A 12930-nucleotide genomic window follows, 5' to 3' on the forward strand; every position below is an offset into this window, starting at 1 on the left:
CCCTGAAATGAGAGAACGTTATGTCTAAAAAAGACTCTTTATCACGTTTTTTATTTGAAAAAAACGCGGTACGTGGTGAATTGGTCAATGTGACTGAAACCTATCAATCAATGCTTGAAAATCACCATTATCCTGAGCCAGTTCAATGTCTTCTGGGTGATTTGCTGGTGGCAACCAGTTTGTTAACAGCAACGCTTAAATTTGAAGGAGATATTACTGTTCAAATACAAGGCGATGGTCCAGTACGATTGGCTGTTATCAATGGTAATAACAATCAACAAATGCGCGGTGTGGCGCGTGTGGGCGATGATGTAAAGGCTGGAAGTACATTAAAAGAGATGATCGGGAATGGTTTTATGGTCATCACAGTAACACCAGAGAAAGGTGAACGTTATCAAGGTATTGTTGCTCTTGATGGTGAAACTATTGAAGCTTGTATTGATAACTATTTTAAACAATCAGAACAGTTACCAACTCGCGTATTTATTCGTAGTGGTATGCAAGCAGGTAAGCCTGCGGCTGCGGGAATGTTATTACAAGTATTACCAGCATCAGAAGAGTTCACTGCGGAACATACGGCGGAACATTTTGAATTACTTACACAATTAACTCACACTATTAAGGCTGAGGAGTTATTTACGCTGGATACTAAAGAGATCTTACATCGTTTATATCACGAAGAAGATGTCACTCTTTATGAGCCTCAAGCAGTTGAATTTCATTGTACTTGTTCGCGTGAGCGCTGTGAAAATACATTAGTAACATTATCTAAAGAAGATGTGAACCACCTGTTGCAAGAACAGGGTAATATCGATATGGAATGCGAATATTGTGGAACCCATTACATCTTCACAGAGAGTGATATTAATAATATCAATAAGTTAAATGGCTCTGAATTGCACTGATTCGATTTAGCAAGGTGATTTTATCAAAAGGACGCTATTTTGCGTCCTTTTTTATTCAACAATTTTTCTGTAGTTTTGTGCATTAGCTCTCGTTCTTAACATAAAAAAATTATAAATTTTCAAAATATTGATAACAATCGCTGTTAATTACTCGTAACACCCTAATATTGCTCGTAGAAAGGTCTATTTATCAGGAGCGAAACTATGAGCGTTAAAGGTCTTACCCCTAAGGATCTCCAGCAGTACGGTATTAAGGACACAAGTGAAATCATTTATAACCCAAGCTATGAGCTGTTATTTAATGAAGAAACCCAGCCTGGATTAACAGGTTATGAACGAGGCACATTAACCTCGTTAGGCGCTATTGCCGTTGATACAGGTATATTTACTGGACGTTCTCCGAAAGATAAATACATTGTTCGTGATGATGTTACTCGTGACACAGTGTGGTGGGCTGATCAGGGAAAAGGTAAAAATGATAATAAGCCACTCTCACAAGAAGTGTGGTCTGACTTAAAATCATTGGTAACCAATCAGCTATCAGGCAAACGTTTGTTTGTTGTTGATGCATTTTGTGGTGCGAATGCGGATACACGTTTAAAAGTACGTTTTATCACGGAAGTTGCTTGGCAAGCTCATTTTGTTAAAAATATGTTTATTCGCCCTGAACAAGAAGAGCTGGAAAATTTTACACCAGACTTCATTGTGATGAACGGAGCAAAATGTACAAATCCAAATTGGAAGGAACAAGGACTTAATTCTGAGAACTTCGTTGCGTTCAATTTAACTGAACGCATTCAGTTAATCGGCGGTACTTGGTACGGTGGCGAGATGAAGAAAGGTATGTTCTCTATGATGAACTACTTCCTTCCTCTTAAAGGTATGGCTTCTATGCACTGCTCCGCAAACGTTGGCGAAAGTGGTGATGTGGCTATTTTCTTTGGTTTATCCGGTACAGGTAAAACAACCCTTTCAACGGATCCTAAGCGTAAGCTAATTGGTGATGATGAGCATGGTTGGGACGATGACGGTGTGTTTAACTTTGAAGGGGGTTGTTATGCGAAAACGATCCACTTATCAAAAGAAGCTGAACCTGATATCTATGGTGCAATTAAACGTGATGCACTATTAGAAAACGTGGTTGTGTTGTCGGATGGTTCTGTTGATTTCGACGATGGCTCAAAAACAGAAAATACTCGTGTTTCTTACCCGATTTATCATATCGATAATATCGTTAAACCAGTTTCTAAAGCGGGTCATGCTAAGAAAGTGATTTTCTTAACTGCAGATGCTTTTGGTGTGTTACCTCCTGTTTCACGTTTAACGCCAGAACAAACGCAATATCACTTTTTATCGGGTTTTACCGCTAAGCTTGCGGGAACAGAACGTGGTGTAACAGAGCCAACACCTACATTCTCAGCTTGTTTTGGTGCGGCATTCTTATCTCTACATCCAACACAATACGCTGAAGTATTAGTAAAACGTATGCAAGCATCTGGCGCAAAAGCGTATTTGGTTAACACCGGTTGGAACGGCACAGGTAAGCGTATCTCAATTAAAGATACTCGCGCTATTATTGATGCCATCTTAAATGGTGATATTGATAAAGCACCAATGACAACATTACCCGTGTTTGATTTAGAAATCCCAACAGCATTACCCGGTGTTAATAGTGAAATTTTAGATCCTCGTGATACTTATGCTGATAAAGCACAATGGGATGTGAAAGCAGACGATCTTGCTGATCGTTTTGTGAAAAACTTCGATAAATATACAGATACCCCAGCTGGCCAAGCACTGACAAAAGTTGGACCTAAGCGTTAATTGTTATTTGTATTAATAAAAAACACCAAATATCATAAAGTGTGATTTTGGTGTTTTTTTATTTTAAATAAAAAAAACCCTGAAATGCGAGAACATCTCAGGGGATAAAAAAAGAAAACAAAGTGAAATAGATTATTAGAGAAAAAGTGACTTTAGAGGGTGGTAACCCAACTATGCTGTTACTGGAGGTAAATCAAACAATAAAACTTCACTGTCTTCATCACCAACAAAACGGATCATATCTTCATCAGCAATAGCTACACCATCACTGGTGGTCGCAATTATGTCATTTATGGCTATTTTTCCTTTTACAACTTGTAGCCAAATATTGCGTCCCGCTTCTACTTGATATTGTGCTTCTTCACCTTTTTTCAGGTTCCAACGCCATAAGGTCATATCTTGGAATACTTTTAAAGAGCCATCACGGGCATCTGGCGACAAAATAAGCTGTTTACTTACTGTTGTATCAAAACGACGTTGATCGTAGCGTGGTGTGATACCGACAGTATTTGGCATAATCCAAATTTGGTAGAAATGTAGCCCTTGATCACTATTCGGATTATATTCTGAATGGGTGATCCCTGTACCTGCACTCATTATCTGAAACTCACCAGCAGGAACATTTTCTTTATTACCCATACTGTCTTTGTGCTCGATATTACCTTCAAGCACATAGGTTAATATTTCCATGTCTTTATGAGGGTGAGTACCAAAGCCTTCACCTGGTATTACGCGATCTTCATTAATCACGCGTAATGCAGAAAATCCCATAAAATCACGATCGTAATAGTTTGCGAAAGAGAAGGTATGCCAGCTATCTAGCCAACCATGATTAGCGTGTCCTCTTTCATTTGCTTTGCGTAGATAAATCATTATGTGTTTCCTTCTCATCAGTTGTTGAACACAGTTTACGCAATAGCACAAAGTAGAAAAGCGGAGGAATTTAACCTGAAGATCCAAATAATTTGAATAAAGAGAAACAAGAACATCGAATAAGTTTTAGAAAAGAAAAAAGCCAGCACCCGGCTGGCTAAATAAAACACTGGAAGCAATGTGAGCAATGTCGTTCTTTCATATCACCCTGAAGGTGGTGCGTCTGAAAGTGTTATTGATGATAATGGTTCTCAGTATCATTTGTAAAGCCTTTTTTTTAAGCAATATAGAAAAAAGCAATGAAAAGCTTTTAACTTACTGATTAACGAGTCGTTTTATTTTGATAATTTTTTAAAATAGTAATATAACCAAATAGTTAACAATATTTTTTATAAGGTTATTCATAGGGGGAAGGACAATAATTGCGCTATAAAACCAGAATAAAAGAAGGGATATGAGCCATTTTGAGCCGCTATTAAGGGATAAAACAAAATCCAGCTATCACTGATTGATGATAACTGGGTTTTGTTATGTATAACTTATAAGTTTATAGAATTATAAAACCAATATTTATAATTTTAATATTGGTACATATTACTCAGAAAACGTTGATTTTGGTGTTGAAATAAGGCTCTGAGCACAGGCATACGCCGAACTCCATGCCCATTGGAAGTTATATCCACCTAACCAACCTGTTACATCCACTACTTCACCAATGAAATAGAGTCCTTTTACTTTAGTGGCTTCCATTGTTTTAGAGGAGAGGGCTCGAGTATCTACGCCACCTAGAGTGACTTCCGCAGTGCGATATCCTTCAGTGCCATTAGGCTGAACTTGCCATTCTTGTAGCAACACTGCAATTTGAGTAATACGTTCATTGCTAAGTTGAGTGAGGGGAACATCAGGTAACTGTTTATTTTCTATCATTATTTCTATAAAACGCTTTGGTAATAAGCGAGATAATGTATTTTTTAATGATTGATTTGGGTGCTCTTGGCGTTTTTCTTGTAGAAGGTTTTCAAGATCAATATTCGGAAGTAAGTTAATACTTACATACTCTCCAGGTTGCCAATAACTAGAGATTTGCAAAATAGCTGGCCCTGAAAGGCCTCTGTGAGTAAAAAGAATGTTTTCTTTAAAACTCGTTCCACTTTTTGCTGTCACAATAGCGGGTACAGCAACGCCTGATAGTTGGCTAAATTGCTCAAGCTGAGGTTTATGCAGTGTAAAAGGCACTAAGCCTGCACGAGTGGGTAAAACAGGAAGACCAAATTGTTCTGCGACTTTATAGCCAAAAGGAGTAGCGCCTAAACCGGGCATAGAAAGCCCACCACTGGCAATGACAACAGAAGAGGTCACAATTGCTTTTCCATCAACAAAAACAGTGAAGCTTTCATTTTTTTTCTCGATTAACGTTACCTCGCTACGTAAGCGAACACTCACTTTCCCTTTTTGACACTCAGCAAGTAATAAATCCACAATTTGCTGTGCTGAATCATCACAAAAGAGTTGGCCTAAGGTTTTCTCATGATAGGCAATGTTATGTTTTTGCACTAACTCAATAAAATCCCATTGCGTATAGCGAGCAAGTGCTGACTTACAAAAATGAGGATTCTCTGATAAATAGGCTGAAGGCTCAATATACATATTGGTAAAATTGCAACGACCGCCTCCTGACATAAGAATTTTTCGACCTACTTTTTTACCGTTATCTAGCACTAAAACAGATAATCCTGCTTGTCCTGCTAAAGACGCACAAAAAAGCCCCGCGGCACCTGCACCTATAATTACTGTATCGTATGATCCCACAATGATGTCTCGTTCTTGGTTTTCTCTGACTACTTAATCAATGATTTTCGCATAAGATCAGAGTATTTTTGTAAAATTATATGGAGAAATCTGCATTTTTCACCTAAATTCGTATTAGCAAGGAAAAAAATTGTCAGAAATTTACTTTTTTTTTATTTTTATTAATTAAATGATATATAAGGAATTATCTTAAAAAGGCTCTGATTTTCTTGGTTATCAAATCAAAAAAAGGTTAAATTTCGCTTCCACCGTTCGCATTTGTCGCTGATAATGCGCCGCGTTCATGTCCAACTAACTGGCTTAACGTCTATGCTACATTTGTTTACTGACCTAGAATTTCATACAGGTTTAATGTTGGTTTTAGCACTGCTTTTTGTGCTATTTTATGAAGCTATTAACGGCTTCCATGATACCGCAAATGCGGTAGCAACTGTTATCTATACTCGTGCTATGCGTGCGCAATTTGCGGTCGTGATGGCGGGTGTATTTAACTTCCTTGGAGTTTTGCTCGGTGGTTTGAGCGTAGCTTATGCTATCGTTCACTTGTTACCGACAGATCTTCTGCTGAATGTGAGCTCAGGTCATGGTCTTGCTATGGTCTTCTCGTTGCTGTTAGCTGCCATTATCTGGAACTTAGGTACATGGTATTTCGGTATTCCAGCATCAAGTTCACATACGCTGATAGGTGCTATCATTGGTATTGGTTTAACAAATGCTATCGTGACAGATTCGTCTATCGTTGATGCGTTAAACATTCCAAAAATGATCAGTATCTTCCTATCTCTCATTCTTTCTCCAATTATCGGCTTGGTTATTGCGGGCGCGATGATTTTCTTACTGCGCCGTTACTGGAGTGGTACGAAAAAACGTCGTCGTATTCACCTGACACCAGCTGAACGTGAAAAACAAGATGGTAAGCGTAAGCCACCATTTTGGACTCGTACTGCACTGATTTTATCTGCGGTTGGGGTCAGTTTTTCTCATGGTGCAAATGATGGGCAGAAAGGTATCGGTCTTATCATGTTGGTATTAATTGGCGTGGCGCCTGCGGGCTTTGTCGTCAATATGAGTGCTAGCGGGTACGATATCACCAAAACACATGATGCCGTTGTGCACTTACAGCAGTATTATGAGAAGCATCAGCCAGCATTACAGCATGCTATCGAAAATACACCAGGAGTGTCAGCACAAACTGATCCTAGTGATACCGATTTCCATTGTAACAGCGCGAGAACGCCAATTGTTCTGAATCAAACAGAACAAATGCTGGCAAATATTAGTTCTTATGATGAACTAACAGCAGACCAGCGTGCTCAAATGCGTCGATTACTAATGTGTATCGCTGATACCGCAACAGAAGTGGCTAAATTACCTGAAACTAGCGCCCAAGATGCACGGTTCTTAAAAACATTGAGTCGTGACCTGCTAAACACTGTGGAATATGCACCGATTTGGATCATTGTTGCAGTGGCATTAGCGCTCTCTATTGGGACAATGGTAGGTTGGAAACGTGTTGCAGTAACGATTGGTGAAAAAATTGGTAAAAAAGGTATGACTTATGCTCAAGGGGTTTCTGCCCAAGTAACAGCAGCAGTGTCCATTGGTGTCGCAAGTTATACGGGTATGCCTGTATCAACAACACAAGTTTTGTCATCTGCCGTTGCAGGTACAATGATTGTAGATGGTGGTGGAGTTCAATCGAAGACGATAAAAAATATCGGACTTGCTTGGATCTTAACATTACCAGTTAGCATTGGTTTATCAGGTTTACTTTATTGGATATCACTGACATTCATTGTGAATAGCTGATAAACAATAAACTACCCAAGTTTGTTTATAAACGGTGACTTTTAGTCACCGTTTTTTTATTTTTGTCACCTACCAAATAAGCATCGCAATTAAACTTGCTACAGCCAAAATACAAAAACGGCTAACAAGATAAAATTGCCGATAAATTCGCTCGCAACGCATAATCACTTCAGGATTATGATGGTTGGTATATTGGCGTTGGTTGATGTAGCGGATAAGTCGCAATTGTTTTGAAAATTGCCCATGCATAGTAAAAAACCCATTACCATCTACTGATTGATAGAGTAACGGATCAGATTGGCGCAGTATTGTGAGTAACACCCGAATAGATGAAAAATAACGCATCATATTAATCAGGCAAAGAATACAGAGCGCCCAAAAGATAACAATGACATTAAACATAATCCCCTCCCTAGAATAATAGATTCAGAGATGAGAAAACCTTTACCCATAGAGGTTATTTTTTCTCTTATTTAAGTTTAGGTGAAATTAAGCAATAAACAAAAGTGACGTGTTCAAGTTGTTTCCTTTTTCAAAAAAATGGATAAAAAATAACTCTAAAAGGGTGTTTTTGTTGTTTTTTATACTCAATTCTCATTATTATGATGATATTGTCGGTGAATGACATCGTGATAATCTAAAATGGTGTATATTGTTATTTATCGATAGATGCTTTCTTGATGAATTTGACATAAGTTGTGATCAAGACGACATCTAACTTTCATCTTAAAACGTTATATTTAATACATAGGATTTAGGCTTAACCGCCTTTCCAACCGATTAATCAGCTTATGGAAGGAGTTCACGATGGCTTATAAGCATATTCTAGTGGCAGTTGATTTATCCCCTGAGAGTAACGTCTTAGTACAGAAAGCTGTATCTATGGCAAAACCCTATAATGCCAAAGTTTCCTTAATTCACGTTGATGTTAACTATTCTGATCTTTATACCGGTCTAATTGATGTCAACCTCGGTGATATGCAACAACGTATTACTGATGAAACCCGTAACGCGTTAAAAGACCTCTCAGATAAATCAGGTTATGAAATTCAGGAAACCTTGAGTGGTAGCGGTGATTTAGGCCAAGTTCTGGTTGATGCGATTAAAAAATACGATATGGATTTAGTTGTTTGCGGTCATCACCAAGACTTCTGGAGCAAATTGATGTCATCAGCACGTCAATTAATTAATACTGTGCATGTTGATATGTTAATTGTTCCTCTGAAAGATGATGAAGAATAATCGCTTGCTTGTTTAAGCAAAAAAAATGCCTGCTTATGCAGGTATTTTTTTGTCTAAAATTCCTATTTTTCCTGCTGTTAAGTGGAGTCAACCTTTTTTTTTTGTCTAATTATGAAAAAAATGTCTTGAAGTGTGAATGTATTTTAATGATATATTCAAGAAGCAAAACAACATCAACCTCACAAAACCCAAAAATATTCCGAATAAATGAGGTTATGCCAACATCACATTACACAAAAAAGGAATAGCGGAATGAATATATCTGGCTCATTGTCTTCGTTTTTAGAAGGGGTAGAAAAATATAACGCTCATCAACCTGAGTATCATCAGGCTGTTCGTGAAGTTTTTACCACTTTGTGGCCTTTTTTAGAAAAAAATCCACAATATCGTGAACAATCATTACTTGAGCGCTTAGTTGAGCCTGAACGTATTATTCAGTTTCGCGTTTGTTGGTTAGATGATAAAGGGCAAGTGCAAGTTAACCGTGCATGGCGTATCCAATTTAACTCAGCTATCGGGCCTTACAAAGGTGGTATGCGTTTTCATCCTTCTGTGAATCTCTCTATCCTAAAATTCTTAGGGTTTGAGCAAACATTTAAAAATGCCTTAACGACATTACCAATGGGTGGCGCGAAAGGTGGCTCTGACTTTAATCCTAAAGGCAAAAGCCATGGGGAAGTCATGCGTTTTTGTCAGGCTTTAATGACTGAACTTTATCGTCATTTAGGGGCTAACACAGATGTTCCAGCAGGAGATATTGGTGTGGGCGCGCGTGAAGTTGGCTTTATGGCAGGCATGATGAAAAAACTGTCTAATAGTAATGAATGTGTATTTACAGGCAAAGGCCTTTCATTCGGAGGCAGTTTAATCCGCCCAGAAGCCACTGGATATGGTTTAGTTTACTTTACTAATGCGATGCTTAAACGTCATGGTATGTCTCTTGAGGGGATGCGTGTGGCAGTTTCTGGTGCAGGTAATGTAGCGCAATTTACTATTGAAAAATGCTTAGAGCTAGGCGCTAAGGTTATCACAGCATCCGATTCAGGTGGTACGGTTGTTGATGAAGCCGGATTTACTACTGAAAAACTCGCACGTTTAACTGAAATTAAAAATAATTATGGTCGTGTTGAAGAGTATGCGAAAGAATTTGGTTTAACCTATCTTGAAGGGCAACAACCTTGGGCTGTTCCTGTTGATATTGCTCTACCTTGTGCAACACAAAATGAATTAGATATAGAGGCGGCAAAAGTCTTGATAAAAAATGGCGTTAAAGCCGTTGCTGAAGGTGCGAATATGCCAACAACGATTGCAGCAACAGATGCCTTTATCGAAGCAGGTGTCCTTTTTGCACCAGGAAAAGCTGCCAATGCGGGAGGGGTTGCAACCTCTGGTTTAGAGATGGCGCAGAATGCGGCACGTTTAAGCTGGAAAGCCGAAAAAGTGGATGCTCGCTTACATCACATTATGTTAGATATTCACCATGCTTGTGTGAATTACGGTGGTGAAGGTAAGCAGACTAATTATATTCAAGGTGCGAATATTGCAGGCTTTGTTAAAGTTGCGGATGCAATGCTGGCTCAAGGTGTGCTGTAAATCTCATTGATTCTGAACGGGTGTTTAACACCCGTCAGATCTCAAACTAATTTCTTTATCCTTGTATGTCAGTGTTTACACACAAGGGTAAATATCAAAACGGTGATTTTTTGTTGTTATATTGGCATGTGCAGGCTGATTATTTAATGGCTCAGCATAATCAGGACGTTTTACGACAACACGTTTTTTTGCCAAAGTCATTGCGGGTTCTAGCAGGGCATCTGCATCTTCATCAGCACCGACTAAAGATTGGAACACTCGCATCTCTTTTTTTACTAATGCGCTTTTTGCTTTATGTGGGTACATCGGATCAAGATAGACAACATCAGGAGGAGGTGTGATCTCAGTGAGTGCTTGGGCAGAAGAAGCATGAATTAACGTCATTCTCTCTTGCATCCATTCACCAATGTTAGCATCGAGATAAGCACGTTTTAAGCCATCCTCAAGTAATGCAGCAACCACGGGGTGACGCTCTACCATTCTGACTTTGCAACCAATAGACGCTAAGACAAACGCATCACGACCAAGTCCTGCGGTTGCATCAATTACATCAGGCAGATAGTCTTTTTTGATCCCAACTGCTTTTGCCACCGCTTCACCTCGACCACCGCCAAATTTACGACGATGCGCCATGGTACCCTCTACGAAATCAACATAGATGCCACCTAGTTTAGGTTCATCTTGTTTGCGTAATTCAAGGTGAGTTGGTGTTAACACTAAAGCCATTGTTTGCGTTTCGTCGTGAACTAATCCCCAACGTTGCGCTAAATCAGATAAGGCGCTGTTATCAGCGCCTTCTTCACAAAGTAAACAGATATTCACATATCATCCTTTAATGCCGTAGCCTTTAAGCATAGCATCAAGTTTTGGCTCACGACCACGGAAGCGTTTGAACAGTTCCATTGGCTCTTCAGAACCGCCACGAGTTAAAATATTATCTAGGAATGATTGGCCTGTTTCGCGGTTAAAAATCCCTTCTTCGGAGAAACGAGAGAAGGCATCCGCTGCAAGCACATCAGCCCATAAATAGCTGTAATAACCTGCGGCATAACCACCTGCAAATATATGGCTAAAGGCATGAGGGAAACGAGCCCAAGGTGTTGACGGAACAACAGATACTTGATCTTTCACACTGGTTAAGGTTTCCATTACACGCGCCCCTTTTGCTGGGTCATATTCTGCATGTAAACGGAAATCAAATAGACCAAATTCTAGTTGACGTAACACAAACATTGCAGACTGATAATTTTTTGCTTTAAGCATATTATCAAGCATTGCCTGTGGTAATGGCTCACCAGTTTCATAATGACCCGAAATAAAGGCTAATGCTTCTGGCTCCCAGCACCAGTTTTCCATAAACTGGCTTGGTAATTCAACCGCATCCCATGGCACACCGTTAATGCCAGCAACATCAGCAGTATCAATTTGCGTTAACATATGATGTAAGCCATGACCAAACTCATGGAACAGTGTGGTGACTTCGTTATGAGTAAACAGTGCAGGTTTACCACCTACAGGTTTATTGAAGTTACAGGTGAGATAAGCAACAGGGTTTTGTAGCTTGCCATCGGCATGACGCATTCTTCCCATGCAGTCATCCATCCAAGCACCACCACGTTTGTGTTCACGTGCATACAAATCAAGATAGAAGCTACCGCGCAAGGTGTTACTTTCATCGAAAAGCTCAAAGAAACGAACATCATCATGCCAAGTGTCGATGTCGTTACGCTCTTTAGCTGTTAAACCATAGATACGATGAACAACTTCAAATAAGCCACTTAAAGCACGTTGTTCAGGGAAGTAAGGACGCAGTTGCTCATCATCGATTGAGAACAGGTGTTGTTTCTGTTTTTCGCTGTAATAAGCCAAATCCCATGATTCTAATTTATCAACACCATAGTGCTCTTTTGCAAATTGGGTGAGTTCAGCTAACTCTTCTTTACCTTGTGGGTGAGCGCGTTGTGCTAAGTCAGTTAAAAAACTAAGGACTTGTTCTGGAGACTCTGCCATTTTAGTGGCGAGTGACTTTTCAGCGTAATTTTTGAAACCAAGGAGTTGAGCGAGTTCGTGGCGTAATGCAAGGATCTCAGCGATAATTTCGCTGTTATCCCACTGACCTGCATTTGGGCCTTGATCAGAGGCTCGCGTACTATAAGCGATACTCATCTCTTTTCTTAGTTCACGATTATCAGCATATGTCATGACAGGCAGATAGCTTGGCATATCAAGCGTTAATAGGTAGCCTTCTTGCTCTTTAGCTTGTGCGATAGCTTTTGCAGCATCAATAGCACTTTGAGGCATACCGGATAAATCTTCTACATCAGTGATTAGTTTAGACCAACCCATCGTTGCATCTAATACGTTATTTCCATATTTAGCGCCTAACTCAGACATACGCGCGCTGATTTCACCAAAACGCTGTTGTTTCTCTTTGGGTAAGCCGATACCTGATAATTCAAAGTCACGTAATGCGTTTTCAATCGCTTTTTTTTGAGGTTGAGTTAATGCATTAAAATTAGCACTTTCTTTAATTGATTTATAAGCTTGATATAAACCTTCATGTTGTCCCATCCATGTACTGAATTCAGACAGCAATGGTAAACTTTGCTCATAGGCTTCACGTAGTTCAGTACTATTTTTGACAGAGTTTAAATGGCTGACTGGAGACCAAACTCGAGAAAGTTTATCGCCCGCTTCTGCTAATGGTTGGCAAAGGTTATCCCAGTTAAATTGAGTATTTTCAGCCAGTAATTTTTCAACTGTTTCACGGTAAGTTGTTAACACTTCTTTTAATGCAGGAACAACATGTTCTGGTTTGATCTGGGAAAATGCAGGTAATCCCGTTGTGCTAAGTAATGGATTTGACATAAAAAAC

General features: G+C 39.3%; 10 protein-coding genes. 5 read left to right on the forward strand and 5 right to left on the reverse strand.

The features are described from left to right. The first annotated feature begins 20 nt into the window (after positions 1–20). Together hslO and pckA are read left to right on the forward strand one after the other, a co-directional pair. Positions 21–905, forward strand: a complete 885-nt coding sequence (gene hslO, locus ABN217_RS08875; RefSeq protein WP_197269739.1) for an Hsp33 family molecular chaperone HslO — start codon at positions 21–23, stop codon at positions 903–905. A gap of 204 nt (positions 906–1109) precedes the next feature. Beyond that, complete coding sequence (gene pckA, locus ABN217_RS08880; RefSeq protein ID WP_164526877.1) at positions 1110–2729, forward strand: phosphoenolpyruvate carboxykinase (ATP); 1620 nt, start codon at positions 1110–1112, stop codon at positions 2727–2729. A gap of 171 nt (positions 2730–2900) precedes the next feature. On the opposite strand, the gene ABN217_RS08885 is transcribed toward pckA, so the two are convergent. Both ABN217_RS08885 and ABN217_RS08890 read right to left on the reverse strand, forming a co-directional pair. Beyond that, a complete protein-coding gene (locus ABN217_RS08885) occupies positions 2901–3602 on the reverse strand; it encodes a pirin family protein (protein WP_196554456.1) in 702 nt (233 codons plus the stop codon). Positions 3603–4196: 594 nt separating this feature from the next. After that, entirely contained in the window at positions 4197–5411 is a 1215-nt protein-coding gene (locus ABN217_RS08890; protein ID WP_196554455.1) for a BaiN/RdsA family NAD(P)/FAD-dependent oxidoreductase, read from the reverse strand. 309 nt (positions 5412–5720) lie between these two features. Here ABN217_RS08890 and pitA point away from each other — a divergent pair, with 309 nt between their 5' ends. Beyond that, on the forward strand, positions 5721–7220 hold the full coding sequence (gene pitA / locus ABN217_RS08895; protein WP_196554477.1) for an inorganic phosphate transporter PitA: 1500 nt from the start codon (positions 5721–5723) through the stop codon (positions 7218–7220). A 69-nt stretch (positions 7221–7289) separates the two neighbouring features. Here pitA and uspB read toward each other — a convergent pair whose 3' ends face one another. Continuing rightward, a complete protein-coding gene (uspB, locus tag ABN217_RS08900; protein ID WP_072068946.1) occupies positions 7290–7622 on the reverse strand; it encodes a universal stress protein UspB in 333 nt (110 codons plus the stop codon). A 405-nt stretch (positions 7623–8027) separates the two neighbouring features. Here uspB and uspA point away from each other — a divergent pair, with 405 nt between their 5' ends. Further along, positions 8028–8462, forward strand: a complete 435-nt coding sequence (uspA, locus tag ABN217_RS08905) for a universal stress protein UspA (RefSeq protein ID WP_072068945.1) — start codon at positions 8028–8030, stop codon at positions 8460–8462. Positions 8463–8714: 252 nt separating this feature from the next. Then, the gene (gene gdhA, locus ABN217_RS08910) at positions 8715–10055 is read left to right on the forward strand and encodes an NADP-specific glutamate dehydrogenase (protein WP_072068944.1); all 1341 of its coding nucleotides are present in this window, start codon (positions 8715–8717) and stop codon (positions 10053–10055) included. Between the two features lie 75 nt (positions 10056–10130). Here gdhA and rsmJ read toward each other — a convergent pair whose 3' ends face one another. Together rsmJ and prlC are read right to left on the reverse strand one after the other, a co-directional pair. Next, positions 10131–10877, reverse strand: a complete 747-nt coding sequence (gene rsmJ, locus ABN217_RS08915) for a 16S rRNA (guanine(1516)-N(2))-methyltransferase RsmJ (RefSeq protein ID WP_196554454.1) — start codon at positions 10875–10877, stop codon at positions 10131–10133. Positions 10878–10880: 3 nt separating this feature from the next. Further along, positions 10881–12923, reverse strand: coding sequence for an oligopeptidase A (prlC, locus tag ABN217_RS08920; RefSeq protein WP_349459325.1), 2043 nt, complete (start codon positions 12921–12923; stop codon positions 10881–10883). Positions 12924–12930 lie beyond the last annotated feature (7 nt).

Origin of the sequence: Proteus sp. fly-1067, assembly GCF_040139345.1 — a bacterium.
GTDB classification, from domain to species: domain Bacteria; phylum Pseudomonadota; class Gammaproteobacteria; order Enterobacterales; family Enterobacteriaceae; genus Proteus; species Proteus vulgaris_B.